Source organism: Pelomonas sp. V22, assembly GCF_030014915.1.
Taxonomy (GTDB): Bacteria; Pseudomonadota; Gammaproteobacteria; order Burkholderiales; family Burkholderiaceae_C; genus JAUASW01.
The window spans coordinates 938,730-964,724 of record NZ_JAGIXS010000001.1 but is presented as its reverse complement, the minus strand read 5'-3'; the positions used below and the strand labels follow the sequence as shown (position 1 = coordinate 964,724).

Sequence of the window (25,995 nt, the reverse complement as noted above, 5' to 3'; positions counted from 1 at the left end):
CGGGGGACCGACCAGCCCCCGGGCGCAGCCCGGGGGCCTGGGCGAGGGGCACATAGAATGCCTTCATGAGTTACCAGGTTCTGGCGCGGAAATATCGCCCCCGCAGTTTCGAAGAGCTGCGGGGCCAAGAGCATGTGGTGCAGGCCCTGGCCAATGCGCTCACGCAGCAGCGGCTGCACCATGCCTATTTGTTCACCGGCACCCGGGGCGTGGGCAAGACCACGGTGTCGCGCATCCTGGCCAAGAGCTTGAATTGCACCGGCGCCGATGGGCAGGGCACGATCACGGCACACCCCTGCGGCGTGTGCGAGGCCTGCCGGGATATCGATGCCGGCCGTTTCGTCGATTACGTGGAGCTTGATGCCGCCTCCAACCGCGGCGTCGAGGAAATCTCGCAGCTGCTGGACCAGGCGGTCTACAAGCCGGTGGTGGGGCGCTTCAAGGTCTACATGATCGACGAAGTCCACATGCTCTCGAACACCGCCTTCAACGCCATGCTGAAGACGCTGGAGGAGCCGCCCGAGTACCTGAAGTTCGTGCTGGCCACGACCGATCCGCAGAAGGTGCCGGTCACCGTGCTTTCGCGCTGCCTGCAGTTCAATCTGCGCCCGATGGCGCCGCAGACCGTGCTCTCGCACCTGACCAGCGTGCTGCAGGCCGAGAACGTGGCGGCCGAGCCCGGCGCGCTGCGCCTGCTGGCCCGCGCTGCACGGGGCTCGATGCGCGACGCGCTGTCGCTGACCGACCAGGCCATCGCTTTCGGCGCGGGCAGCCTGGCCGAGGCCGGCGTGCGCCAGATGCTGGGCACGGTGGACCGCGGCCATGTGGTCGCCATCCTCGATGCCCTGGTGGCCGCGAGCGGCCCCGACGTCGTGGCCCAGGCCGATGCCCTGCGCGACCTCGGCCTCTCGGCCGCGGGCACGCTGGAAGACCTGGCCAGCCTCTTGCAGCAGATCGCCGTGGCGCAGGCCGCGCCGGCCGCGCTGGACGAGGCCGACCCGGACAGTGCCGAAGCGCGCCGCCTCGCCGCCGCACTGCCGGCCGACGAGGTGCAGCTGATGTACAGCATGGCCCTGCACGGCCGTGCCGAGCTGGGCCTCTCGCCCGATGAATACGCCGGCCTCCTGATGGTGCTGCTGCGCATGCTGGCCTTCCGGCCCGGTGGCCTGCAGCTGCCGCGTGGCGAGACTGCCGGCGCAGCCCGGCCCGCGAGTGCGCCGCTGCTGCGCGGTGCAGCGGCCGTGGCGGCGGTGCCGGTGGCGCCTGCGCCGCCGGTCACCGTGCTGAGCGTTGAGGAGCCCAAGCCGCAGCCGCAGTTCCAGCCAGTTGCGGCCGCCGAGCCCGTCATCGCTCAAGCGCCGACCCTGGCCTCGACCGCGGCGCCCGTGGCTGCGCCGGCATCCACCCCGACCCCGACACCAGCGCCGATGATCGCCAAGCCGGCCGCTGTGGAGTCCGATGGCCCCAGCGCCCGCCTGCGCCCGCGCCCGGTGGTCCATGCCGAGCCCGAGCCTGAAATCGAGGCCGCTGGCGACGAGCCGCCGCCCTGGCTGGACGACGCGCCCATGGCTGACGATGAGGGGCGCCCTTTTGCCGAGGCGACTTCAGCGCCTGCGCCCAGCGCCAAGACCTATGCCTCGACCGCCGGCAACGAGCCTGAACTGCAGCCCACACCCGAGGGCGAGCGCTGGCATCTGCTGGTCAAGGACCTCGGGCTGACCGCGCTTGCCCGCGAGCTGGCCATGCAGGCCCAGTGCCTCGGCGAGCAGGGCGGCGTCTGGCGCTTGCGCGTCGAGCGCGAGTCGCTGCGCCAACCAGCCCTGCAGGACAAATTGCAGGCCGCGCTCAGCGCTGCCCTCGGCTCGCCGCAGCAAGTGGCACTGGAAGCTGGCGTGGCCACCGATTCGCCCGCGCTGCGCGAGCTCGCGGCCTCGCAGGCCCGCCAGCGGGCGGCCGAACAAATCATTCTTCAAGACCCGCAGGTGCTGCAGCTGATGAAGCAGTTCCGCACGGCACGCATCGTGCCCGGGTCGATCAAACCGCTGAATTCCTAGGAGATACGACCATGATGAAGAACCAACTCGCCGGCCTGATGAAGCAGGCCCAGGCGATGCAGGACAACCTGAAGAAAGCCCAGGACGAACTCGCCACCATCGAGGTCGAGGGCCAGTCGGGTTCGGGCCTGGTGAAGATCCAGATGACCTGCAAGCACGAGGTCAAGCGCGTCAGCATCGACCCGAGCCTGCTGGCCGACGACAAGGACATGCTCGAGGACCTGGTCGCCGCCGCCTTCAACGACGGCCTGCGCCGCGCCGAAGAGGTCAGCAGCGCCAAGATGGGCAAGCTGACCGCCGGCATGCCCTTGCCTGGTGGAATGAAATTCCCTTTCTGAAGGATGAAGCCCCCACGCGAATTTCATTCGCTGCCCCCCGAGGGGGCGTCGGCCTTCCTTGGGGCGGCCCTGCGGAAGGCCGTGTGACCGCTCTTGAAGCACTGATCGAGGCGCTGCGGCGCCTGCCCAGCGTGGGCCAGAAATCGGCCCAGCGCATGGCCTACCACCTCTTGCAGCATGACCGCGAGGGGGCGCAGGTGCTGGCCAAGGCCTTGGCCGGGGCGGCTGCCGACATCGGCCATTGCGAGCGCTGCCACACCTTCAGTGAGGCGGCGCTGTGCCCCATCTGCGCCGATGAGCAACGCGATGCGCGCCTGCTCTGCGTGGTGGAGACGCCGGCTGACCAGGCGGCGCTGGAGCGAACCGGCTCATTTCGGGGTTATTACTTCGTGCTGCTCGGTCGCGTGAGCCCGCTGGACGGCATTGGCGCGCGCCAGATCGGCGCCGAGCAGTTGCTCGCGCGGGCCCAGGATGGCCGGGTCGAGGAGGTGATCCTCGCCACGAGCTTCACCGCCGAGGGCGAAGCCACGGCCCATGTGCTCGGGGAGGCCTTGCGTTCGCGCCAGGTGCGGGCCACACGGCTCGCGCGCGGCGTGCCGGTGGGCAGCGAGCTGGAGTATGTGGACCTGGGCACCATCGCCCATGCGCTGGTCGATCGTCGCTAAGAATCGCAAGAAATTGCTGGAAGCCGACAAGGAGTTACCCCGTGACCTTGGCCAACTACTGCCTCATTGCCGCCTGCCTGCTGCCTGTTCTCAGTGCGGCCCTGGCCAAGTCCAAGGGCTATGGCAAGCGCCGCCGCGATGGCGGCTTTGATAACCACAACCCGCGCAGCTGGCTGGCCAATCTGGAAGGCTGGCAGGCGCGCGCCAATGCGGCGCAGGCCAATGGCTTCGAAGCGCTGCCGCTGTTCATTGCCGGTGTGCTGGCGGCTCAGCAGATGGGCACCGCCCAGGGGCGTGTCGATGGTCTGGCCATCAGCTTCGTGATGGTCCGCATCGCCTACATCTATTTCTACCTCAGCGACCAGCCGAGCCTGCGTTCGCTGGTCTGGGCTGTGGGCCTCGCGATCAGCGTGGCCCTGTTCTTCATCTGATCTGCGGCTGGCCGGCAGGTTTTGCTGAAGCCACACGCGCTGGCGCCGGCTTGACCGGTGAGCGAGCCGCCGGTTTCTGCGCCGGCTTGGCGTTGCTCGCCACCCGCTGAGGCGCCGCCGCCTGGGCCGGGTTCAGGAAGAGCACCACCACCTGGCCCGGCTTGAACGAGGCCTTGTTCGAGACCTTGTTCCACTGCGCCACCTGGGCCGTGCTCACCTTGTAGCGAGCCGCCACCGTGGTCACGCTCTCGCCCTTGCCGGTCTTGTGCGTCACGCGCTTGAGCGGCGGCACATCGGGCGCGAGGTTGATGCTGGCGTTGTCGGCCAGGTGCTCGGAGACGTCCTGGTCGCGCTTGGCGGTGCGTGGCACCAGCAGGGTGGAGCCGCCCTTGACCAGCATCTTGGGCGGGATCTTGTTGATGTCGCGCAGCAGCGCTTCCGTCATGCCGACCTGCTTGGCCGCATCGGCCGGCTTCATCGTCTTCGGGACGACCCAGGCGGTCCAGCTGGCCATCTGGCCGCGGTGCGAGGCGAGGTTGGTGACGAAGCGGCCAGCGTTGTCGTAGGGCAGCAGCAGCTGGGCCGTGGCATTGGCCAGGATCACCGGCTTGTTCATCTGCGGATTGAACAGCTTGAAGTCGTCGATCTCCATGCCGGCCAGGCGCGCGGCCAGGTCCACGTCGATGTCGCGGTCGATGTTGACGCTGAGGAAGTACGGATGGTTGGCCACCGGCGGCAGGCTCAGCGAGAAGCGCGTCGGATCGAGCACGATGTTCTTCACCGCCTGCAGCTTGGGGATGTAGTAGCGCGTCTCGTCCGGCATCTTGATGCTGTCGTAGTCAGTCGGCAGGCCGGCCTTCTCATTGCGCGCAATCGCCTTGGCCACATTGCCCTGGCCCCAGTTGTAGGCCGCCAGCGCCAGATGCCAGTCGCCAAACTGCTTGTACAGGCGGCCGAGGTAGTCCAGCGCGGCGCGGGTCGAGGCCAGCACGTCGCGGCGGTCGTCGCGGAAGATGTTCTGCTTCAGCGCGAAGTCGCGGCCGGTGGCCGGCATGAACTGCCACATGCCCACGGCCTTGGCGCGCGACTTGGCGTCCGTCACGAAGGCGCTCTCGACGAAGGGCAGCAGGGCCAGTTCGGACGGCATGCCGCGCTTCTCCAGCTCCTCCAGGATGTGGAACATGTAGCGGCTGCCGCGCTCGGTCATGCGGTCCACGTAGTCGGGCCGCGCGCTGTACCAGGCTTCGGCGCGGCGCACGCCTTCGTTGTCCAACTCGGGCATGGCAAAGCCCTTGCGCACCCGCTCCCACAGGTCGGCATGGGCGATGGGGGCATTGAGGTCGATCTTGCGATCGGGATTCAGGCTGTCCTGCAGCAGCGTGGTGTCGGGCTTGGCAGCGGGCTCGATGGCCACTGGGGCGACCACGGCCGGCGCCGGCGGCGGGGCCACGGGCGTGGGCTCAGCCAGCACCGGTGCCGGTACCTCGGCCGGCGGCGTGGGCAGGCTGGCGCAGGCGCTCAGGAAAGTTGCAGAGAGGGCGAGCAGCAGCGGGCGCAGCTTCAAGTCGGGCAGGTGCTTCATCTGAATTCGTTCTTCCATTGCCGCAAGGTGGCGAACACCGCGACGCGATCAGCGTCGGCGGCAAGGGGTGTGGAGGAGGTGGAGGCGTGCAGCCGGGCGCTGGCTTGCAGGGCCGGCTCGCTGCTGCGCAGAAATGGATTGATCTGCCGCTCGGTGGCGATGCTGGAGGGCAGCGTGGGCAGCTGCTGCTCGCGCAAGACCTGGCACCGGGCGACGTAGGCCGCCAGCTCGGCATTGCCAGCGTCCACGGCCTCTGCAAAGCGCAGGTTGGACAGCGTGTATTCATGGGCGCAGCAGACGCGCGTCTCGCCCGGCAGGGCGGCCAGCTTGTCCAGCGAGGCCAGCATCTGTGCCGGCGTGCCCTCGAACAAACGGCCGCAGCCGCCGGAGAACAGCGTGTCGCCACAGAAAAGAATCGGTGCCGAGCCGTCGGAGGGCTGGCGCAAAAAGAAGGCGATGTGGCCTGCTGTGTGGCCCGGCACCTCGATCACCTCGAAGCGCTGGCCCAGCAGTTCGACGGTGTCGCCCTCGGCCACGTGCCGGTCCAGCCCGCTGATGCCTTCGGTGCCGGTGCCGCTGATGGCCCCCTGCACGTGCGGCCGCAGCGCCGCCAGGCCGCCGACGTGATCGGCATGGTGATGGGTCACTAGAATGCCCGCGAGGCGCAGGCCTTGGTCGGCGAGTGCCGACAGCACGGGTGCTGCGTCGCCCGGATCGACCACGAGGGCTTCGACCCCATCGTGGAGCATCCAGATGTAGTTGTCCGAGAAAGCGGGCAGGGCGACGAGTTTCATGAATGACGCGTGATGCCTCGATTGTAGAGTTGGCCGACTGGCTGCAGACCCCGCCGGGGCGCTATCTGCTCGCCTGGGAACAGCTGCGCCTGGACGCGGCCGTGGCGGACCGTTTCGGCTTCCATGCGCTGCAGCTCGGCCTGCCCGAGCTGGACGCGCTGCGCGCCAACCGCATGCCGCAGCGCTGGCTGGCGCAGGACGGCCAGGAGCAGCGGCCGGCGGCCCGCGTGGTGCTGCGCTGCGATTTCGATGCCCTGCCTTTCGAATCGAACAGCCTGGACCTGATCGTGCTGCCGCATGCGCTGGAGCTGGCGCGCGATCCGCACCGCACGCTGCGCGAGGTGGAGCGGGTGCTGCGGCCCGAAGGCCGGGTCGTCATCAACGGCTTCAATCCCGCCAGCCTCTGGGGCTTGCGGCAGAATCTTGGCCGGCTGTTCGGCGCCAGGCACCGGCTCTTCATGCCGCGCACCGGCGACTTCATTGGCTATTGGCGGCTGCGCGACTGGTTGCGGCTCTTGAGCTTCGAGGTCGAGGCGGCGCAGTTCGGCGGCTATGCGCCACCGCTGCGCAGCGACAAATGGCTGCAGCGCTGGTCCTGGATCGAGCGCATCGGTCAGCGCTGGTGGCCGGTGCTGGGTGCGGTTTATTTCGTTGTGGCGGTCAAGCGGGTCCATGGCATGCGCCTCATCGGCCTGGCCAAGCGCAGCAAGCGGGCGGCCCAGGCGGCGCCGGCCGTCGTGACCCAGGTCGGGCATCACACACACCAACAACAAACACAGAAGCATCGATGAGCGAATCCAAATCTGTTCCCATGCCCAAGCCCGTCGTGGTGATCTATACCGACGGTGCGTGCAAGGGCAACCCTGGCCGTGGCGGCTGGGGGGCCTGGCTGTCGTCGGCCGGGCATGAGAAGGAATTGTGGGGCGGCGAGGCCAGCACCACCAACAACCGCATGGAGCTGACGGCCCCCATCGAGGCGCTGGCCTCGCTCAAGCGGGCCTGCAAGATCACGATCTATACCGACAGCGAGTACGTGCGCAAGGGCATGACCGAGTGGATCTCGGGCTGGCAGCGCCGGGGCTGGAAGACGGCCGATGGCAAGCCGGTCAAGAACGTGGAGCTGTGGCAGCGCCTGGAGGCGCTGTGCAAGCTGCACGAGGTCGAATGGCGCTGGGTCAAGGGCCATGCCGGCGACCCGGGCAATGAGCGCGCCGATGCGCTGGCCAACAGGGGTGTAAACGCGGCCTGATTGCGCAGCGCCCATCACTGAAGTCATGGCTTGCGGCAGTCGCTACAGTGCGCGCTGGAGACAAGCATGACCCCAATCAATGAAGTCAAAGAGGGCGGCCGCATCAGCGCCACGCCCTTGATCGCCATTGCCGCCCTGGCGGCTCTCAGCGCCGGTGCCTGGTGGTGGCAGCACCGCACGCCTTCGGCGACCGCCGAAGTGGCGGGCTCGGCCAAGGCAGCGTCGGCCCCAGCGGCCGGCGGCCCGGTCACGGTGGAGCTGGGCCGGGTTCAGTCCATGGCGCTGGAAGACGACACCCAGGCCGTGGGCACACTGCGCGCCCAGCAGTCGGTGCTGCTCAAGCCCGAGGTCAGCGGCCGCGTGGTGAAGATCGGTTTTGCCGATGGCCAGCGCGTGCGCAAGGGCCAGGTGCTGATTCAGCTGGACGACAGCCTGCAGGCCGCGCAATTGCAGCAGGCCGAGGCGCAGGCCGCCATCGCCCGCACCCAGCTGCAGCGCAACCGCGAGCTGCTGGCGCAGAGCTTCGTGTCCGCCAGCGTGGTCGACCAGGCCCAGGCCGCCTTGCAGGTGGCCGATGCCCAGGTGGCGCTGAGCCGCGCCCAGTTGGAACGCATGCGCCTGCTGGCGCCGTTCGACGGCGTGGCCGGCATCCGCACCGTGAACCTCGGCGACTACGTGAAGGATGGCGCCGAGCTCGTGAGCCTGGAAGACGCCTCCGTGATGTGGGTGGACTTCCGCCTGCCCGAGCGCGATGTGCCGCGCCTGCGCCGGGGCCAGCCGGTCGAGGTGTCGCTTGATGCCTTGCCCGGCCAGCAGCTGAAGGCGCAAGTCGAGGCCAGCGACGCGCTGCTGGATGTCAACGGCCGCTCGCTGCTGGTGCGCGCCCGCCTGAACGGCAACACGAGCAGCCTGCGCTCCGGCCTGTTCGCCCGCGTGCGCCTCGTCTTCGCGGCGCGCCAGCAGGCCCTGATGGTGCCCGAGGAGGCCCTGGTGCCGCAGGGCGGCAAGCAGTTCGTGATCAAGGCGGTCGAGAGCCCGAATGGCCTGGTCGCTCAGAAGATCGAGGCCAAGCTCGGCCTGCGCCAGCCCGGCCGCGTGGAGTTGCTCGGTGGCGTCAAGCAGGGCGACCAGGTGGTGACGGCCGGCCATGCGCGGCTGAACCGGGGCGATGGCCAGCCGCTCAAGGCGGTGGAGGTCGCCAGCGGCGGCCCGGCCGGTCCGGCGCCGTCCACCGCCCTGCGCTGAAGGAGCGGCCGCCATGCGCCTCTCAGAAATCTCGATCCGCCGTCCGGTCTTCGCGACCGTGATGTCCCTGGTGCTGCTGCTCGTGGGCCTGGTGTCGTTCAACAAGCTCTCGCTGCGCGAGTACCCGCGCATCGACGAGCCGGTGGTCACGGTCAGCACCCGCCTCGTGGGCGCCTCCAGCGAGGTGATCGAAGGCCAGGTCACCAAGCCGCTGGAAGACTCGATCTCGGGCATCGACGGCGTGGACGTGGTGACCTCGTTCTCGCGCTCCGAGTCCAGCCAGATCAGCGTGCGCTTCAAGCTCGAGAAGAACCCCGACGATGCGGCCGCCGACGTGCGCGACCGCGTGGCCCGCGTGCGCGGCCGCCTGCCCACGGCGGTGGACGAGCCGGTGGTGTCCAAGGTCGAGGCCGATGCCTCGCCGACGATCTGGATCGCCTTCAGCAGCGAGACGCTGGACCCGCTGCAGATCACCGACCTGGTGAACCGTGTCGTGCGGCCTCGCCTGCAGACCATTCCCGGCGTGGCGGACGTGCAGTTCGGTGGGGACCGCCGCTACGCGATGCGCATCTGGCTCGATGCCGACCGCCTGGCCGCGCTGCGCCTCACCGTGCAGGACGTGGAAGACGCGCTGCGCAAGCAGAACCTCGAGGTGCCGGCCGGCCGCATCGAGAGCCAGCAGCGCGAGTTCAATGTCACCTCGCGCACCGACCTCAACACGCCGGCCCAGTTCGGCGAGGTGGTGCTCAAGTCCACGAGTGGCTTCAGCGTCAAGCTCAAGGACGTGGCCCGCATCGAGGAGGCCGCCGTCAGCGAGCGCTCGCGCGTGCGCTTCAACGGCGTGCCGGCGGTGGCCCTCGGCGTGATACGCCAGGCCACGGCCAATCCGCTCGATGTGGCGGGCGGTGTCAATGCGCTGCTGCCTGCCTTGAGGCAAGACCTGCCCCCGGGCCTCACGGTGCGCCTGGCCAACGACAACTCCATCTTCATCGCCCGTTCGATCTCGGCCGTCTACGCCACCATCGCCGAGGCTGTGGTGCTGGTGGCCCTGGTGGTCTTCGTGTTCCTGCGCACGCTGCGCGCCTCGGTGATTCCGCTGGTGACCATCCCGATCAGCCTGATCGGCAGCTTCGCGCTGATGGCGGCCGCCGGCTTCACGATCAACACCTTGACTCTGCTGGCCCTGGTTCTGGCCATCGGCCTCGTGGTGGACGACGCCATCGTGGTGCTGGAGAACATCTACCGCCACATCGAGGAGGGCATGCAGCCCTTCCAGGCAGCGTTGAAGGGTGCCAAGGAAATCGCCTTCGCCGTGCTGGCCATGACGCTGACGCTGGCCGCCGTGTTCGCGCCGCTGGCCTTCACGCCGGGCCGCACCGGGCGGCTGTTCGTCGAGTTCGCGCTGACGCTGGCGGGCGCGGTCGTGGTCTCGGGCTTCGTCGCGCTGACGCTCACGCCGATGATGTGCAGCAAGCTGTTGCGCCACAACCCCAAGCCCAATCGCTTCGACCGTGGCGTGGAGGCGGTGCTGGTCTGGATCGGCGACCGCTATGCCGGCCTGCTGCGCGCGGCGCTGGCCCAGCGCTGGATCGTGGTGCTGGTGATGCTGGCCTGTGGTGGCGGCAGCTGGTGGCTGTTCACGCAGGCCAAGTCGGAGCTGGCGCCGCTGGAGGATCGGGGCGTGATCATCATGCCGGTAAACGCGCCGGACGGTGCGACGCTGGAGTTCACCGCCCGCTACCTCGACGCCATCGACAAGATCACGGCCGGCTACCCCGAGTTCGACCGCCGTTTCTTCTTCCTCGGCGGCGGCAATGTCTCGCAGGCCACGGCCATCATGCGCACCGTGGACTGGGCCGAACGCAAGCGCTCGACGCCCGAGCTGGCGCGCGCGCTCTTGCCGCAGATGGGCGCACTGCCGGGTGTGCAGGCCTTCCCGATCACGCCTTCGAGCCTGGGCCAGGGCTTCCGTGAGCGGCCGATCAACTATGTGCTGGTGACCGGCGACAGCTACGAGAACCTGGCCAAGGTGACGCAGCAGTTCATGGCCGAGCTGGCCAAGAACCCCGGCTTCGTGCTGCCCGACACCGACCTGCGCCTGAACAAGCCCGAGATCTTCATGGACGTCGATCGCGAGCGCGCGGCCGATCTGGGCGTGGCCGTGGAAACCGTGGCGCGCACGGTCGAGACCATGCTGGGCAGCCGCGTGGTGACGCGCTACAAGCGCGACGCCGAGCAGTACGACGTGATGGTGCAGACCGAGGCCGCCGGCCGCGTCACGCCCCGGCAGATCGAGCGCCTCTTCGTGCGTGGCCGCAACGACACCATGGTGCCGCTGTCCAGCCTCGTGAAGGTGCGTGAGGCCGTGAGCCCGCGCGAGCTGAACCACTTCAACCAGCGCCGCTCGGTCTCGGTCACGGCCAACCTGGCGCCGGGTTATTCCACCGGCGAAGCGCTGGCCTTCCTCGATGCCACGGCGCGCAAGATCCTGCCGGTCGGCTACTCGACCGAGTTGAACGGCGTGAGCCGCGAATTCCGCGCGGCCAGTGGCGCGCTGGGCCTCGTCTTCGTGCTGGCACTGCTGTTCATCTTCCTGGTGCTGTCGGCGCAGTTCGAGAGCTTCATCGACCCCTTCGTGATCATGCTGTCGGTGCCGCTGTCGATGGTCGGCGCGCTGGCGGCCTTGCAATGGGCGGGCGGCACGCTGAACGTCTATTCGCAGATCGGCCTGATCACGCTCGTGGGCCTGATCACCAAGCACGGCATCCTGATCGTCGAGTTCAGCAACCAGCTGCGCCAGCAGGGCCGCACGGTCACTGAAGCCGTGGTCGAGGCGGCCACGCTGCGGCTGCGCCCCATCCTGATGACCACCGGCGCCATGGTGCTCGGCGCCGTGCCGCTGGCCCTGGCCACCGGCGCTGGCGCGGAGAGCCGCCAGCAGATCGGCTGGGTCATCGTCGGTGGCATGAGCGTGGGCACGCTGCTCACCATCTTCGTCGTGCCGACGATGTACACCCTGTTCGCTCGCAAGCGCGTGCCGGGCGAGATCACGACACCGGCGCTCGCGAGTAGCGCTGCCGGCGACTGACAGCCCGGCTTCTTCAGCCCTTGCGCTTCAGCCGGTAGATCGCCACGCCGCTGCACAGCACCGTGAACCCGAGCAGCACGGCGGCGGCGATCTCGGGCGGGATGAAGCGGAACTTGTCCACCCCGCCGGCTGCGAAGACGAGCTGGTCCAGGTGGAACTGCGGCCAGACCGGCACCTGGAAGTGCATGGACTTGGGCAGCGGGAAGAACACGCCCGACAGGTAGAGCCCCGGCAGGTAGATCAGGTTGGCATAGGCCGGCGCGGCCGTGCCGCTGACCAGGGAGCCGAGCATCACGCCGAGCGCGCAGAAGGGCAGCGTGCCGGCGACGAGCACGGCGCTCATGGCCGTCAGCTGCGAGCCGCTCAGATGCGCCTGGCCGGTCGCAGCCGCAACGATCAGGATAGGCAGGTAGGCCAGCACGCCGCACACCACGCCGGCCACCAGCTTGCCGGCCAGCCAGGCGCCGGGCGGTGCAGGCTGAGCGCGCTTGAGGGTCAGCAGGCCTTGCTCGCGCTCCTGCGCCAGCAGCGGGCAGGTGGCGAAGAGCGCTGCCATCGTCACCGCCATCAGCGAGAAGCCGGCAAACATGTAGCGGCCGGCGTCGGGGTCCTTGGCCACCATCTCGCCGGCCACGGCAAAGGCGAAGAGCAAGTAGAAGGCCACCGGCAAGAGCAACACAGGCAGGGCGAAAGCGGGCGAGCGCAGCAGCCGCACGAGCTCCAGGCGGATCTCGAAGGCATAGGCGCTTGGCCGGCGATGAACGGGCATCGGCATGGCCTGGGTCATTGTGTTCATGCGGCCTCCTGGGTCAGCACGGTGAAGGCATCGTTGAGCCCGGCCTGCCTCACTTCGAGGCGGGCGAGCTGGGCGTCGGCGGCGAGCAGCCGGCGCACCACCGTTTCAGCATCGGTCGCCACGATGGCGAGCTTGTCCTCGTCTGCCGTAGCCTCGACCACGCCTGGCCAGGTCCGAACTTCGGCGGCGCCCAGCGTGGTCTGGCAGGAGATGTGGCGGCGCGAGACCAGCGAGCGCATTTCCTCCACGCTGCCCGAGGCGATGACGCGGCCCTTGCCCAGCACCGCAACGCGAGTTGCCAGCGATTCTGCTTCTTCGAGGTAGTGGGTGGTGAGCAGGATGGAGCAGCCTTCGCGCAGCAGGGCGCGGATGTTGTTCCACAAGGCTTCGCGCGCCTGGACGTCGAGGCCAACCGTGGGCTCGTCCAGGAACAGCACCTTGGGCCGGCCGCAGATCGCGATGGCGAACTGGACCTGCCGCTTCTGCCCGCCTGAAAGCTTGCCGTAGGGGCGCTTGGCCAAGGCCGTGATGCCGACGCGCTGCAGGGCCTCATCGACGCTCATGGCGTCGTCGTAGTAGCTGGCCGAGAGCCCGACCAGCTCGCGCACCTTCAGGTCCTTGGGCAGCTCCACGTCCTGCATCATCACGCCGAGGCCGCGGCGTTGCTCTATGTCTTGCGGCGAGCCACCGAGCAGTTGCACCACGCCGGTATCGGCATCATTCAGACCCAGCCACAGCGAGATCGCGGTGGACTTTCCGGCGCCGTTGGGGCCCAGCAGCGCGAGCAGCTCACCGCGCTTGAGTTCCAGGTCCACGCTGCTCAGCGCTTCGAGGGCGCCGTAGCGCTTGGACACGGCGCACAAGGAGGCGACGACATCGCCGCTTGGCTCGATGGGTACTGTTGTCGCGGCCGCCGCGTGGCGTGGGTAGACCTTGCCATTCAAGACCTTGCCGATGACGGTCCTTCGCACGAGGTAGTGATAGCTCAGGAACAGCAAGCCGAGGCTCACGAGCACGACGAAGGGGAACTTCAGGCTCCAGTGCAAGGGCCAGTCACCGACCCAGACCTGCAGCGCGACCACCACGGGCAGATGCGCGAGATAGATCCAGTACGAGGCATCTGCGACATAGCGGCGCACGGGGCTGTGGCTTGGGAGGAAACGCAGCGCGAGGCCGGTGAGGGCGAATGTCCAGCCCCAAGCCGACACGCCATAGGCCAGCGCGAAGGTGATCTTCATGTTCTGGGGCATCGCCATCAGCGGCTGCGTCTTCATCAGGTAAAGGCAGACCGCCGAGGCGGTGATCGCCAGCAGCAGATGCGGCAGCCAGCGCGCCGTGAGCGCTTGCAGTGCGCCGTTGGAGCGATGCACCAGCCAGCCGAATGCGAAGGCGGTGCCGAAGCCGACCGTGGCCGGCAGCTGTGGCACGAGCGTCTGGTCCGGCGTTGGAATGCCAAGCCACGGGAACCACATCGGCAACGACAAGAGGCTGGCCACCAGCGGCAGGCCGAGCAGCAAGGCGCCGAGCGGCCAGCGCAGCGAGGTGACGACGGCCTTGTCCACCAGCGACCGCAGCGCCTGATTCGGGTCCAGCTTCGCGACGATGCCGCGTATCAAGAGCGCACCGGCATAAAGCCACAACAGTTGATAGAGGAACCACAGATGGAACAGCGGCAGTGCGCCAAACTCCTTGCCCATCGCCGGTGGTGCCGGCGGCGCGCCGTTGAACACCTTCTGCAGGCCGAGGTACCAGACGAAGACGATGGCCGGGAACAGCAAGAGCCAGCCGACGATCATCGGCACCGCGATGCGCTTGCCGCGATTGGCCCAGAAGCCGGCCGTGCCGGCTCGCTGATGCAAGAGGCGCGCGAAGTAGCCGGCGATGAAGAAGAACAGCAGCATGCGGAAGCTGTGCGCCACGAAGCCGGCGTCGGCCAGGAAGGGGCTCGGCGAGTTGTCGCTCATGGCCCAGAGCCCCTTGGGCATGTCGGGCAGGAAGGACAAGGTGGCGTGGAAGGCCACGCCCAAGAGCAGCGCGAAGCCGCGCAGGGCGTCTAGCGCGTGCAGCCGCTCGGGACTTGAGGCTTGCGAAGGGCTCATGGCCGACTCCTCAGGAGATGTCGCGGCGGCGCGCGGCGAAGCACAGGGGCAGGCAAAGCAGCAGCAGCGTGATGCCGATCTCGGCACCCAGCACCTGCCAGAAGCTGAGGCTCCAGACCGGTGTGGGCGAGAGCATGTGGGCCGCGATCTCTGGCAGCCGGCCCACGCCCATCATGAACAGCGTGACCGACATATTGGTCAGGATGATCACGCCGCCCATGCCCGCGTCCGAGCTGACGTGCAGGGCGCTACAGAGCACCAGCACATAGTTCAGGAGCAGGTAGAAGCACAGCAGCAGGGCGTAGACCAGCAAGCCGTCCGGAATGCCGGGCATCAGGAGGATCAGCGTGGCCGCACCGGCCGTCAGCAAGGCCCAGGGAATGAAGAAGCAGAGCAGGAGGCCCAGCAGCTTGGCCCGCACATAGTCGCGCGGCGAGAGCGGCAGGCTCATCACGAACAGCAGCGCGCGGTCCTTGCGTTCCTGCGAGACGCCGAACAGCGCGAGCATCACGCCCAGGGCGATCAGGGCCGTCATCCAGAGCAGGAAGCCGACGTTGAACGCGACCTCGCCACCTGCAGCGACCACGAGCCCCACAAAGCCTGCAGCCACGACGCCGATCAGCAGCCAGCGGTAGAGATAGAGCTCCTTGAGCACGAGCTTGCGCATGACGGTGTTCATTGGCCCAGCGCCTCCCGCGCTTCCCGGTTGTGCATGACAGTGGCGACGAAGATCTCTTCCAGGCTCATGCGCTGCACGGTCTGCACGCTGTTGCCGAAGCGGGCCAGCAGTTCTTCGGAGTAGCGGTTGGTGGTGAGCGTGGCAAAGCTGCCGTCGAGCTCGCTGCGAACGATCTCGGCAAAGGCCGGCAGGGCCGTGTCTGCGGGCAGGCGCAACTGGATGCGGCGCCAGCTCTCCAGGAAATCTTCCTTGTCGCTGGCGGCCACGACCCGGCCGCGGTCGATGAAGGTGATGCGGTCCGAGATGCGCTCCACGTCCACCGTGTTGTGCGAGGAGAAGAGGATGGAGCGGCTGTCGTCGCGCAGCACGTCCATGAGCTCGGTCAGCAGCTCATGGCGTGCCACCGGGTCGAGGCCGGAGGTGGGCTCGTCCAGCACCAGCAGGCGAGGGCGGCGGGCCAGCGCGAGCAAGAGCAGCGCCTTGACCTGCTCGCCGCTGGAGAGGCTCTTCATCGTCTGCGCGGCATGCAGGTTGAAGCGCTTGAGGAGGAGGGCGGCATAGGCCGGGTCCCAGCCCGGGTAGAGGGACGCGACGAAGTCCATGTGCCAGGCCAGCGTGGCGTGCGGGAACAGGCGCATGTCGTCGCTGACGAAGGCCACGTCGCGCTTGGCGGCGGCCTGCTCGTCGGGCATGGCGTGGCCCATCAGGCGGATCCCGCCGGCCTCGGGCGCGAGCAAGCCCATCAGCAGCCGGATGGTGGTGCTCTTGCCGGCGCCATTGGGGCCCACGAGGCCCATGATCTGGCCATGCTCCAGCTCCAGCGAGACATCGTCCAGCGTGAAGAAGCGGAAGCTCTTGCGCACGCCGTTCATCGCGATCGCCTTGGCGTTCATTGGTGCACCCTTCGCGCTACGCGCTGTCCCGCCAAGCGGGAGTGAGCCCCTACGGGCGGCCGGGCGGTGCTCATTCGGCTTTCTCCTCGTCGCGCATCGCTTGGCGCAGTCGGTCTATCAGTTCGCTGGGTTTCATGGCGAGGCTGCGGGCGATGCCGGCGGCAGCGCGCAGATGGGTTTCGAGTTCGGCGTGGTGCATGCCGATGGCGAGGTCCTGCGCATCGGCCACGAAGGAGCCCTTGCCATGCCGCGTGACGATCACGCCCTCGGACTCCAGGTCCAGGTAGGCACGCTTGACGGTGATGACGCTGACCTGCAGGTCGGCCGCCAGCGCCCGGATCGAGGGCAGTTCCTTGCCGGCCGGCCAGTCGCCCGCGGCAATGCGCAGCCGGATCTGCTCCATGATCTGCAGGTACATCGGCCGGGCGTCGGCCTGGGAGATGATCAGTCCACTGTGCATAATGTATATACATAGTATGCGAGGCGACTCGCCCTCGCAAGCAGTGACCCCCGCCTGGCGGGGGTAAATTGCCGGCCTCAGCTTCAAGCACCTCCTCAATCACCTCCTCATGCGCCTCTCCGCCTCCTCGCTCACTCTCGCCTTGCTGCTTGCGGCCAGCCTGGCCGCCCAGGCCCACGAGCCGCTGCCGCAACTGCAGGCCTACACGGTCCAGCCGAGCTGGCTGACGCCTATCGAGCCCTTGCAGATCAGCGACCATGTCTGGCAGATCGGCACGGCCAACATCACGGCTTTGCTGGTCAAGACTTCAGAGGGTGCGGTGCTGATCGACGGTGGCATGCCGCAGGTGGCGGGCCTGCTGCTGGCGAACATGAAGAAGCTGGGCGTGGCGCCCGGTGAGCTGCGCTACATCCTGCACACCCATGCCCATGCCGACCACGCCGGGCCGCTGGCTGCCATCAAGCGAGCCACCGGTGCGCCGCTGATCAGCAATGCCGAGTCGGCCGTGTTGCTGGCGCGAGGCGGCAGCAACGACATCCATTTCGGCGACGACATCGTGTTCCCGCCGGTGCAGGCCGACCGCCTCTTGCAAGACGGCGAGGTGGTCAAGCTGGGCAGCATGGCGTTCACCGTCTCCTTCACCCCGGGCCACACGCCGGGCAGCATGAGCTGGGCCTGGACCGATACCCGCAAGGGCGCCGCCGTGCGCACCGTGTACGCCGACAGCCTCAGCGCGCCCGGCTATCAGCTGGCGGGCAACCCGGCCTATCCCAAGCTGCTGGAAACCTATCTGCGCAGTGCCGAGGTCGTCCGCAAGCTGCCCTGCGACCTGCTGCTGACGCCCCATCCGGACCAGAGCGGCTGGAACTATGCCGACGCTGCCCAGCCGCATCCCAAGCCTTTGACCTGCGCGGCCTATGCCGATGCGGCGGAGCAGCGTTGGCGGCAGCAGGTGCAAGAGCAGAAGGCCAAGGCCAAGCCCTGAGTTCAGGCCTTGCGGGACGATCCTTGCCAATGACCTCCGAAGCTGCCCAGGACGCAGACCCCATGCCCCAGCCGCCGCATCAGCCGGACCTCGATGCCTGCTGTGGCAATGGCTGCGATCCCTGCGTCTTCGATCTGCATGACCTGGCGATGGATGCCTACCGTCAGGCGATGCGGGCCTGGCGGGCCCGCCATCCCGAACCTATGCCGGACGCCGCCAGCCGCTAGTGGCGGCGAGAGAGTTCAGCCCCGGCCGCGCTTGGCGTCGAAGCTCCAGGCGCCGGCACCGCAGGCCGCCAGGATGAAGAGCCCGCCGGCCACGGCGATGTTCTTGTTGAAGAGCAGTTGCACCATCATTTGCGCATCCGCCGGTGCTGCCCAGTAGGCATGGAACAGGAAAGACGCCACCAGGGTGAACAGCGCGAGCGCCAGCGCTGCCCAACGCGTGCAAAGGCCGAGGATCAGGGCGATGCCGCCGGCGATCTCCGCCACCAGCGCAGCGGCCGCTGCCACCTGCGGCATCGGCAGGCCGACCGAGGTGATGTAGCCCACGGTGCCGGCAAAGCCCATCAGCTTGGCAATGCCGGCCGGCAGGAACAGATAGGCCATCATTAGCCGGCCCATGAGCAGGGCGAGGTTTTGCAGGGAGCTGTTGTTCATAGGGTTAGTCCTTGCTGTGAGAAGCCAACAGCTTGCCACGAGCCGGCCTTGCTCGGCAGCGGGCCGGCCCTGGGTCTTTCCCTCTGTGCCGAGGGTGGCTAGCCGATCCTGTAGGGGCCCGCAATCGGCCTTCTCCCTCAATGCAATCCGGCACTCCAGCGCAGTTCGGCGCCTCGCCATCATGCGTGCGCCTGTCATTGCGTCCGCTGCGCTGAGCCCGCCTGCCGTGGGTGTTTCGCTGCTAAGGTTGCCGCCGTTCGCGCTGGTCCCGGTGATTTGAAGTTTTTCGTGCCCCTCGTCCGGGCTCTTTGGCTTTCGTCTCAGGAGATTCCCTCTATGGAACGCCGTTCTTTCCTCAATGTCAGCGGCCTGGCCGTTGGTTCCTTGCTGCTGCCCGTGTTCGGGCGCGCCGTGGCGGCGGAAGACCTGCTGAGCCCGATGGCGGTGAAGCTCAAGAAGACCCTGGCCGATGTGGCGCTGAATGCCGCCACGGCCGCTGGCGCCAGCTACTGCGATGTGCGCATCGGCCGCTACCTGAACCAGTTCATCACCACGCGCGACCTCAATGTCGAGAACGTGGTCAACACCGAATCGGCCGGCGTCGGCGTGCGCGTGATCGCCGGGGGTGCCTACGGCTTCGCGGCCACCAACGACATGTCGCCCGATGCCGTGGCCAATGCCGCGCGCCAGGCCGTGGCCATCGCCAAGGCCAATGCCAAGCTGCTGACCGAGCCGGTGCGCCTCGCGCCGGTCAAGGGCGTGGGCGAGGTCTCGTGGGCCACGCCCATCAAGAAGGACTGGCGCGCCGTGCCCATCAAGGACAAGGCCGAGCTCTTGATCGCCGCCAACAAGGCCGGCATGGATGCTGGCGCGAGCTTCATGCAGTCGGTGATGTTCCAGGTCAACCAGCAGAAGTACTTCGCCTCGACCGATGGCTCCTACATCGACCAGGACGTGCACCGCATCTGGATGCCGGTGTTCGCCACGGCCGTGGACAAGACCACAGGCAAGTTCCGTTCGCGCCAGGGCCTCTCGTCGCCGGTGGGCATGGGCTATGAATACCTGGACGGCAAGGCCGAAGACAAGGTGCAGGCCGCCGGCGGCGTGGCCACGCTCTACAAGAATTCCTACGACCTGATCGAGGACGCGCGCGCCTCGGGCCGCCAGGCCAAGGAGAAGCTGACCGCCAAGTCGGTGGAGCCGGGCAAGTACGACCTGGTGCTGAGCCCTGAGCACATGTGGCTGACCATCCACGAATCGGTGGGCCACCCGACCGAACTGGACCGCGTGCTGGGCTACGAGGCCAACTTCGCCGGCACCAGCTTTGCGACGATGGACAAGTGGCAGAGCAAGAAGTTCAAGTACGGCGCCGAGCGCGTCAACATCATTGCCGACAAGGTGGTGCCCGGCTCGCTGGGCGCCGTGGGCTACGACGACGAAGGCGTGGCCTGCAAGCGCTGGGACATCGTCAAGGACGGCATCCTCGTCAACTACCAGGCCACGCGCGACCAGGTCCACATGCTGGGCGAGAACGCCTCGCATGGCTGCTCCTACGCCGACAGCTGGAGCAGCGTGCAGTTCCAGCGCATGCCCAACATCTCGCTGGCTGCGGGCAAGACGCCCCTAACGCCCGACCAGATGATCAAGGACGTCAAGAAGGGCATCTACATCGTCGGTGCCGGCTCCTTCTCCATCGACCAGCAGCGCTACAACTTCCAGTTCGGCGGCCAGCTGTTCTACGAGATCAAGGACGGCAAGATCACCCAGCCGCTGGAGGATGTGGCCTACCAGAGCAACACCACGGAGTTCTGGAACGCCTGCACCGCCATCTGCGATGAGCGCGACTGGCGCATGGGCGGTTCCTTCTTCGACGGCAAGGGCCAGCCCTCGCAATCGAGCGCCGTCTCGCATGGCTCCTCGACCACGCGCTTCAATGGCGTGAACGTGATCAACACGGCCCGCAAGATCGGCTGAGGCAGGAGCCCGAGATGAAGCTCCTGAGCCCCGATGAAACCAAGCGCCTGTGCGACAAGATCCTGGCGCTGTCCAAGGCCGATGAGTGCACGGTCAACCTGAACGGCAGCCGCACCGGCAATGTGCGCTTTGCCCGCAACGCCGTGTCCACCGCCGGCCTGGTGGAAGACACGCAGTTGGTGGTGTCCGTCGCCTTCGGCAAGAAGCAGGGCGTGGCCACGATCAATGAGCTGGACGACAAGTCGCTCGAGAAAGTGGTGCGCCGCGCCGAGGACCTGGCGCGCCTGGCGCCCGAGAACCCCGAGTTCATGCCGGCCGTGGCCAAGCAGGCCTACAAGGCGACGCCCACCTTCAGCCAGCGTACGGCCGACATCGATGCCGGCTACCGCGCGCAAGCGGCGGCCTACACCATCGAGGCCTGCCGCAAGAAGGGCCTCACCACGGCCGGCTTTTTCACCGACCAGACGGCTTTCTCGACGGTTGCCAATTCCAACGGCGTCTACGGCCATCAGCTGAGCACCGGCCTCGACTTCACCTGCACCGTGCGCACCGAAGACGGCCGCGGCTCGGGCTGGGTCAAGCGCACGGCCGGCGATGCCGCGCAGTTCGACCCGCGCGAGGCGGCCGAGGTGGCGATTGAAAAGGCCATCCGCTCGGTCGAGGCCAAGGCGCTGGAGCCGGGCCGCTACACGGTCATCCTGGAGCCGGCCGCCACCTCGGAGCTGATCGGCTTCATGCTCGGCGGCTTCGATGCGCGCCAGGCCGACGAAGGCCGCAGCTTCCTCTCCAAGAAGGGCGGCGGCAACCGCCGGGGCGACAAGCTCTTCGACGAGCAGGTCAACATCTGGGCCGACCCCTGGGACAAGGACGTGGGCGTGCTGCCCTGGGACGGCGGCTCGATGCTGGCCCGCGAGCGCACCGACGTGATCAAGAACGGCCGCGTCAATGCGCTGGACTATTCGCTGTTCTGGGCCAAGAAGCAGGGCGTGAAGCCCACTGCAGGCCACGGCAACATGATCATGGCCGGCAGCAAGAAGAGCACGGCCGAGCTGATTGCCAATACCAAGAAGGGCGTGCTGGTGACGCGCACCTGGTACATCCGCCTGGTGGACCCGCAGACCGTGCTGCTGACCGGCCTCACGCGCGACGGCACCTTCTACATCGAGAACGGCAAGATCAAGCACCCGATCAAGAACTTCCGCTTCAACGAGAGCCCGGTCACCATGCTCAACAACATCGAGGAGATCGGCAAGCCCGTGATCATCGGTGGCGACGAGGTGCCCTACCAGATGATGATTCCGGCGATGAAGGTGCGTGACTTCAACTTCACCAGCCTCTCTGACGCGGTCTGAGCCCAATCCCTAGGAGTTGTATGGAGAGGCGTCGTTTTCTGAACCTGTCCGGCCTTGCGGCCGGAACCTTGCTGGTGCCGGTGATGGGCCGCGCGATTGCGGCCGAGGAGCTGCTGAAGCCCGTCGCGCCGGCGCTGAAGAAGACGCTGGCCGACGTGGCGCTCAATGCCGCCACGCAGGCCGGCGCCAGCTACTGCGATGTGCGCATAGGCCGCTACCTGAACCAGTTCGTCACCACACGCGACACCCGCGTGGAAAACATCGTCAACACCGAGTCGCTCGGCGTGGGCGTGCGGGTGATCGCCGGCGGGGCCTATGGCTTTGCCTCGACCAACGACCTCTCGCCCGATGCCGTGGCCGGCACGGCGCGCCAGGCCGTGGCGATTGCCAAGGCCAATGCCAAGCTGCAGAGCGAGCCGCTGCAGCTCGCGCCGGTCAAGGGCGTGGGCGAGGTGGCCTGGGCCACGCCGGTCTTGAAGGACTGGCGTGCCGTGCCGATCAAGGACAAGGCCGACATGCTGATCGCGGCCAACCGGGCGGGCCTGGATGCGGGCGCGAGCTTCATGCAGTCCTCGCTGTTCCAGATCAACCAGCAGAAGTATTTCGCCTCGACCGACGGCTCCTACATCGACCAGGACATCCACCGCCTCTGGTCGCCGATGACGGCCACGGCCGTGGACAAGGCCACCGGCAAGTTCCGCACCCGCGAGAGCCTGGCCTCGCCGGTGGGCATGGGCTTCGAGTATTTCGAAGCGAAGCCGGCCGACCGCATCCAGGCCGCCGGCGGCGTGACCACGCTGTACCGCAACTGCATCGATCTCGCCGAAGAGGCGCGCGCCTGCGGCCGCCAGGCCCGGGACAAGCTCACGGCCAAGTCGGTGGAGCCCGGCAAGTACGACCTGGTGCTGAGCCCCGATCATTTGTTCCTGACCATCCACGAGTCGGTGGGCCACCCGACCGAGCTGGACCGCGTGCTGGGCTATGAGGCCAACTACGCCGGCACCAGCTTTGCCACGCTCGACAAGTGGCGCACCAAGCAGTTCAAGTTCGGCGCGGAGCGCGTCAACTTCTTTGCCGACAAGACCACGCCGGGTTCGCTCGGCGCCGTGGGCTACGACGACGAAGGCGTGGCCTGCAAGCGCTGGGACATCATCAAGGACGGCGTGCTGGTGAACTACCAGGCCACGCGCGACCAGGCCCACATCATCGGCGAGAGCGCCTCGCATGGCTGCTCCTACGCCGACAGCTGGAACAGCGTGCAGTTCCAGCGCATGCCCAATGTCTCGCTGGCCGCTGGCACCGAGCCGCTCACGCCCGACGAGATGGTCAAGGACGTCAAGAAGGGCATCTACATCCTGGGCCGCGGCTCCTATTCCATCGACCAGCAGCGCTACAACTTCCAGTTCGGCGGCCAGCTGTTCTACGAGATCAGGAACGGCAAGATCGTGGGCCCCATCGAAGACGTGGCCTACCAGGCCAACACGCAGGAGTTCTGGAACGCCTGCAGCGCCATCTGCGACCAGCGCGACTGGCGCATGGGCGGTTCCTTCTTCGACGGCAAGGGCCAGCCCAGCCAGGTCAGCGCCGTGTCGCACGGCTCCAGCACCGCCCGTTTCAACGGCATCAATGTCATCAACACCGCTCGCAAGATTGGGTAATCAAGCCATGAAAGCAAAGATCATGCAGGAACAAGCCAAGCTCATCTGCGACAAGGTGCTGGGCTACTCCAAGGCCGATGAGTGCCGCGTCACCATCCAGGGCAGCCGCACCGGCAACATCCGGTACGCGCAGAACAGCGTCTCGACAGCCGGTTTGAACGAAGACACGCAGATCAACGTCAGCGTCTCCTTCGGCAAGCGCCAGGGCTCGGCCTCGCTGAACGAGTTCGACGACAAGTCGCTGGAGAAACTGGTGCGCCGCGCCGAAGACGTGGCCCGCCTCGCGCCCGAGAACCCCGAGTTCACCTCGGCCGTGGGGCCGCAGGCCTTCAAGGCCTCGGCCACCTTTGCCAAGACCACGGCCGCCATCGACCCCGAGTTCCGCGCGCAGGTGGCAGCCCACAGCATCGAGGAGAGCCGGAAGAGCAAGCTGCAGGCGGCCGGCTTCTTCATCGACAGCTCGGGCTTCGAGGCGATCGCCAATTCCAAGGGCGTGTTCGGTTATCAGGAGTCGACCAATGTCGAGTTCACGGTGACCACGCGCACCGAAGACGGCCGGGGTTCCGGCTGGGTCACGCGCAGCGCCAACGACGTGAGCCTGTTCGACCCGCGCGAAGCGTCCAGCGTCGCCATCGAGAAGGCCTTGCGCTCGGTCGATGCTAAGGCGCTGGAGCCGGGCCGCTACACGGTGATCCTGGAGCCGGCCGCTTCGAGCGACATCCTGAGCTTCATGTTCGGCGCCTTCGATGCGCGCCAGGCCGAGGAGGGACGCAGCTTCCTGGCCAAGAAGGGCGGCGGAACGCGCCTCGGCGAAAAGCTGTTCGACGAGCAGGTCAATGTCTGGGCCGACCCCTGGGACAAGGACGCCCCGGTGCGCCCCTGGGACAGCGGATCGATGCAGGCGCGCGAGCGCCAGAGCATCATCAAGAACGGCAAGATCGAGTCGCTCGAATACTCGCCGTTCTGGGCCGAGAAGAAGGGCATCAAGGCACCGGGGCGCAACGGCAATGTGATCATGGCCGGCGGCACGAAGTCACTCGCGGAGCTGATCGCCTCGACCAAGAAGGGCGTGCTGGTCACGCGCACCTGGTACATCCGCTCGGTCGATCCGCAGTCGGTGCTGGTGACCGGCCTCACGCGCGACGGCACCTTCTACATCGAGAACGGCAAGATCCTGTACCCGATCAAGAACTTCCGCTTCAACGAGAGCCCCGTCACGATGCTCAACAACATCGACGAGCTGGGCCGCACGCAGGTGATGGGCGGCGGCCGGCGTGCGGTGGTGCCGGCAATGAAGGTCCGGGACTTCAACTTCACCTCGCTGTCCGACGCAGTCTGAGAGAGCGCTGAGCAGAGGGCATGGCGGGTTCGTTCGATTTCTATTTCACCCGCCTGATTTATGAGTCCGGCGACTGGGATGTCGACATCCGCATGCCCAGCAATGTGCTGAACTCGCTGGTCGAGTACACGACGCTGCGGGTCGATCCGGTCGAGCGTGTGGTGGCGCTGTCCGACCCCAAGATGCTGGAAGCGCCGTTCTGCTACCTGGCTGGGCACAAGCTGGTGCAGTTCACGCCGGCCGAGCGCAAGAACTTCGAGCGCTATGTGAAGGGCGGCGGCTTCCTGTTCGTTGACGACTGCAACCACGACATCGACGGCCTGTTTGCCAAGTCCTTCGAGGCCGAGGTGGCGCGCATGTTTGGCGGCAACGCCTTGCGCAAGATCAGCAACAAGCACCCGATCTATTCCAGCTTCTTCAAGTTCGACGGCCCGCCCAACACCGGCGTGGAGCTGAATGGCTGGGGCGACGACCTGGTGCACGACTACCTGAAGGCCGTGGAGATCAACGGCCGCATCCGCCTGCTCTACAGCAACAAGGACTACGGCTGCGAGTGGGACTACGACTTCCGCAACAAGCGCTGGCTGGCCATCGACAACACGCGCTTTGCCGTCAACATCATTCAATACGCGTTGGGAGCTTGAAGTGTCTGAGATCGATGCGAAGGATTGGAGCGAAGCCGAGGTTGCCTCGCTCACCGTCAAGCTGAAGGAACTGAGCGCCAGCATGTCGCGCGTCATCATCGGCCAGGCCGAGGTGATCGAGTCGCTGGTGATCTGCCTGATCGCCGGCGGCCATGCGCTGGTGGAGGGCGTGCCCGGCCTCGGCAAGACCCTGCTGGTGAAGTCGCTGGCGCAGGCCACCGACATGCAGTTCCGTCGCGTGCAGTTCACGCCCGACCTGATGCCGTCCGACATCGTCGGTACCGAGATCCTGGAAGAAGACCAGAGCACGCATCAGCGCGTCTTCAAGTTCCAGCGCGGCCCGGTGTTCACGCAGGTCTTGCTGGCCGACGAAATCAACCGCGCACCGCCCAAGACGCAATCGGCCCTGCTCGAAGCGATGCAGGAGCGCTCGGTCACCTTCGCTGGCCAGACGCACCGCTTGCCGCAGCCGTTCTTCGTGCTCGCCACCCAGAACCCGATCGAGCAGGCCGGCACCTATCCGCTGCCCGAGGCGCAGCTGGATCGCTTCCTCTTGCGAATTGACGTCGGCTACCCGAGCGAAGACGAAGAGATGCAGATGGTCTCGCGCACCACGCATGCGGGCCTCGCCGATGCCGTGCCCGCGATGGACGTAGCCACGCTGTTGCGCCTGCAGCAGCTGGTGCGCGACATCGAGATCGGCGAGCACCTCTTGCGCTATGCCACCCGCCTGGTACGTGCGACGCGGCCGCAGGAGAGCACGGTCGCGAGCGTCAAGAAGCATGTGGGCTGGGGCGCCGGCCCGCGCGCCGGCCAGGCCCTGGTGCTGGCCTCCAAGGCGCGAGCGTTGATGCACGGCCGCCTGGCCGTCACGCGCGAAGACATCGCCGCCATGCTCCTGCCGGTGCTGGCGCACCGCGTGCTGCGCAACTTCGAGGCCGAGGCCGATGGAGTGGCGATTGCCGAGATCCTGGCGGCGCTGCGCAACGACATCAAAGTGGACTGACGGGC

24 protein-coding genes are annotated in these 25,995 nt (G+C 67.3%); 16 read left to right on the top strand and 8 right to left on the bottom strand.

Features of this window, described 5'->3' with window-relative positions; translation table 11 throughout:
- Positions 1 to 65 precede the first annotated feature (65 nt).
- From dnaX to J7U46_RS04375, 4 genes are all read left to right on the top strand, one after another.
- The gene (dnaX, locus tag J7U46_RS04390) at positions 66 to 2,054 is read left to right on the top strand and encodes a DNA polymerase III subunit gamma/tau (RefSeq protein ID WP_282823613.1); all 1,989 of its coding nucleotides are present in this window, start codon (positions 66 to 68) and stop codon (positions 2,052 to 2,054) included.
- A gap of 11 nt (positions 2,055 to 2,065) precedes the next feature.
- Positions 2,066 to 2,392, top strand: coding sequence for a YbaB/EbfC family nucleoid-associated protein (locus J7U46_RS04385; protein WP_282823612.1), 327 nt, complete (start codon positions 2,066 to 2,068; stop codon positions 2,390 to 2,392).
- 83 nt (positions 2,393 to 2,475) lie between these two features.
- A complete protein-coding gene (gene recR, locus J7U46_RS04380) occupies positions 2,476 to 3,057 on the top strand; it encodes a recombination mediator RecR (RefSeq protein ID WP_282823611.1) in 582 nt (193 codons plus the stop codon).
- Between the two features lie 41 nt (positions 3,058 to 3,098).
- Complete coding sequence (locus tag J7U46_RS04375) at positions 3,099 to 3,488, top strand: MAPEG family protein (RefSeq protein ID WP_282823610.1); 390 nt, start codon at positions 3,099 to 3,101, stop codon at positions 3,486 to 3,488.
- Here J7U46_RS04375 and J7U46_RS04370 read toward each other — a convergent pair.
- Both J7U46_RS04370 and gloB read right to left on the bottom strand, forming a co-directional pair.
- Positions 3,481 to 5,070, bottom strand: a complete 1,590-nt coding sequence (locus tag J7U46_RS04370) for a transglycosylase SLT domain-containing protein (RefSeq protein ID WP_282823609.1) — start codon at positions 5,068 to 5,070, stop codon at positions 3,481 to 3,483. The genes J7U46_RS04375 and J7U46_RS04370 overlap by 8 nt on opposite strands.
- Complete coding sequence (gene gloB / locus J7U46_RS04365) at positions 5,067 to 5,864, bottom strand: hydroxyacylglutathione hydrolase (RefSeq protein ID WP_282823608.1); 798 nt, start codon at positions 5,862 to 5,864, stop codon at positions 5,067 to 5,069. Before gloB ends, J7U46_RS04370 begins: the two co-directional genes overlap by 4 nt.
- A gap of 2 nt (positions 5,865 to 5,866) precedes the next feature.
- Between gloB and J7U46_RS04360 the strand changes: the two genes are divergently transcribed.
- The 4 genes from J7U46_RS04360 (at position 5,867) to J7U46_RS04345 (ending at position 11,446) form a co-directional block, all read left to right on the top strand.
- Positions 5,867 to 6,655: a class I SAM-dependent methyltransferase gene (locus J7U46_RS04360; protein ID WP_282823607.1), complete on the top strand. Its 789-nt coding sequence runs from the start codon at positions 5,867 to 5,869 to the stop codon at positions 6,653 to 6,655.
- Between the two features lie 20 nt (positions 6,656 to 6,675).
- Entirely contained in the window at positions 6,676 to 7,113 is a 438-nt protein-coding gene (gene rnhA / locus J7U46_RS04355; RefSeq protein ID WP_282823606.1) for a ribonuclease HI, read from the top strand.
- 66 nt (positions 7,114 to 7,179) lie between these two features.
- Positions 7,180 to 8,358 (top strand): efflux RND transporter periplasmic adaptor subunit, encoded by a 1,179-nt coding sequence (locus tag J7U46_RS04350; protein ID WP_282823605.1) that lies wholly within the window; start codon positions 7,180 to 7,182, stop codon positions 8,356 to 8,358.
- A 13-nt stretch (positions 8,359 to 8,371) separates the two neighbouring features.
- Positions 8,372 to 11,446, top strand: a complete 3,075-nt coding sequence (locus tag J7U46_RS04345; protein ID WP_282823604.1) for an efflux RND transporter permease subunit — start codon at positions 8,372 to 8,374, stop codon at positions 11,444 to 11,446.
- 13 nt (positions 11,447 to 11,459) lie between these two features.
- On the opposite strand, the gene J7U46_RS04340 is transcribed toward J7U46_RS04345, so the two are convergent.
- The 5 genes from J7U46_RS04340 to J7U46_RS04320 all read right to left on the bottom strand — a co-directional run bounded on the left by J7U46_RS04340 (position 11,460) and on the right by J7U46_RS04320 (position 16,331).
- Positions 11,460 to 12,242 (bottom strand): ABC transporter permease, encoded by a 783-nt coding sequence (locus tag J7U46_RS04340; RefSeq protein ID WP_282823603.1) that lies wholly within the window; start codon positions 12,240 to 12,242, stop codon positions 11,460 to 11,462.
- Positions 12,239 to 14,341, bottom strand: coding sequence for an acyltransferase family protein (locus J7U46_RS04335; protein WP_282823602.1), 2,103 nt, complete (start codon positions 14,339 to 14,341; stop codon positions 12,239 to 12,241). Before J7U46_RS04335 ends, J7U46_RS04340 begins: the two co-directional genes overlap by 4 nt.
- 10 nt (positions 14,342 to 14,351) lie before the next feature.
- Complete coding sequence (locus J7U46_RS04330; protein ID WP_282823601.1) at positions 14,352 to 15,020, bottom strand: ABC transporter permease; 669 nt, start codon at positions 15,018 to 15,020, stop codon at positions 14,352 to 14,354.
- Complete coding sequence (locus tag J7U46_RS04325) at positions 15,017 to 15,913, bottom strand: ABC transporter ATP-binding protein (protein ID WP_282823600.1); 897 nt, start codon at positions 15,911 to 15,913, stop codon at positions 15,017 to 15,019. The genes J7U46_RS04330 and J7U46_RS04325 overlap by 4 nt, the downstream gene beginning before the upstream one ends.
- A gap of 70 nt (positions 15,914 to 15,983) precedes the next feature.
- Positions 15,984 to 16,331, bottom strand: a complete 348-nt coding sequence (locus J7U46_RS04320) for a GntR family transcriptional regulator (RefSeq protein ID WP_282823599.1) — start codon at positions 16,329 to 16,331, stop codon at positions 15,984 to 15,986.
- A 151-nt stretch (positions 16,332 to 16,482) separates the two neighbouring features.
- Between J7U46_RS04320 and bla the strand changes: the two genes are divergently transcribed.
- Together bla and J7U46_RS04310 are read left to right on the top strand one after the other, a co-directional pair.
- Positions 16,483 to 17,358 (top strand): subclass B3 metallo-beta-lactamase, encoded by an 876-nt coding sequence (gene bla / locus J7U46_RS04315; RefSeq protein WP_282823598.1) that lies wholly within the window; start codon positions 16,483 to 16,485, stop codon positions 17,356 to 17,358.
- Positions 17,359 to 17,387: 29 nt separating this feature from the next.
- On the top strand, positions 17,388 to 17,585 hold the full coding sequence (locus J7U46_RS04310) for an oxidoreductase-like domain-containing protein (protein WP_282823597.1): 198 nt from the start codon (positions 17,388 to 17,390) through the stop codon (positions 17,583 to 17,585).
- Positions 17,586 to 17,600: 15 nt separating this feature from the next.
- Here J7U46_RS04310 and J7U46_RS04305 read toward each other — a convergent pair whose 3' ends face one another.
- Entirely contained in the window at positions 17,601 to 18,017 is a 417-nt protein-coding gene (locus J7U46_RS04305) for a DoxX family protein (protein WP_282823596.1), read from the bottom strand.
- Between the two features lie 336 nt (positions 18,018 to 18,353).
- On the opposite strand from J7U46_RS04305, the gene J7U46_RS04300 reads away from it, so the two are divergent.
- From J7U46_RS04300 to J7U46_RS04275, 6 genes are read left to right on the top strand one after another with little or no spacing between them, the layout of a single operon-like run.
- Positions 18,354 to 19,991 carry a TldD/PmbA family protein gene (locus tag J7U46_RS04300; RefSeq protein WP_282823595.1) on the top strand — a complete coding sequence of 546 codons (1,638 nt, stop codon included), beginning with the start codon at positions 18,354 to 18,356 and terminating at the stop codon, positions 19,989 to 19,991.
- A gap of 14 nt (positions 19,992 to 20,005) precedes the next feature.
- Positions 20,006 to 21,343 carry a TldD/PmbA family protein gene (locus tag J7U46_RS04295; protein ID WP_282823594.1) on the top strand — a complete coding sequence of 446 codons (1,338 nt, stop codon included), beginning with the start codon at positions 20,006 to 20,008 and terminating at the stop codon, positions 21,341 to 21,343.
- Positions 21,344 to 21,363: 20 nt separating this feature from the next.
- Complete coding sequence (locus J7U46_RS04290) at positions 21,364 to 23,001, top strand: TldD/PmbA family protein (RefSeq protein WP_282823593.1); 1,638 nt, start codon at positions 21,364 to 21,366, stop codon at positions 22,999 to 23,001.
- 7 nt (positions 23,002 to 23,008) lie between these two features.
- A complete protein-coding gene (locus tag J7U46_RS04285) occupies positions 23,009 to 24,340 on the top strand; it encodes a TldD/PmbA family protein (RefSeq protein ID WP_282823592.1) in 1,332 nt (443 codons plus the stop codon).
- Between the two features lie 20 nt (positions 24,341 to 24,360).
- Positions 24,361 to 24,984: a DUF4159 domain-containing protein gene (locus tag J7U46_RS04280; RefSeq protein WP_282823591.1), complete on the top strand. Its 624-nt coding sequence runs from the start codon at positions 24,361 to 24,363 to the stop codon at positions 24,982 to 24,984.
- A 10-nt stretch (positions 24,985 to 24,994) separates the two neighbouring features.
- Positions 24,995 to 25,990 (top strand): MoxR family ATPase, encoded by a 996-nt coding sequence (locus J7U46_RS04275; protein ID WP_282824966.1) that lies wholly within the window; start codon positions 24,995 to 24,997, stop codon positions 25,988 to 25,990.
- Positions 25,991 to 25,995 lie beyond the last annotated feature (5 nt).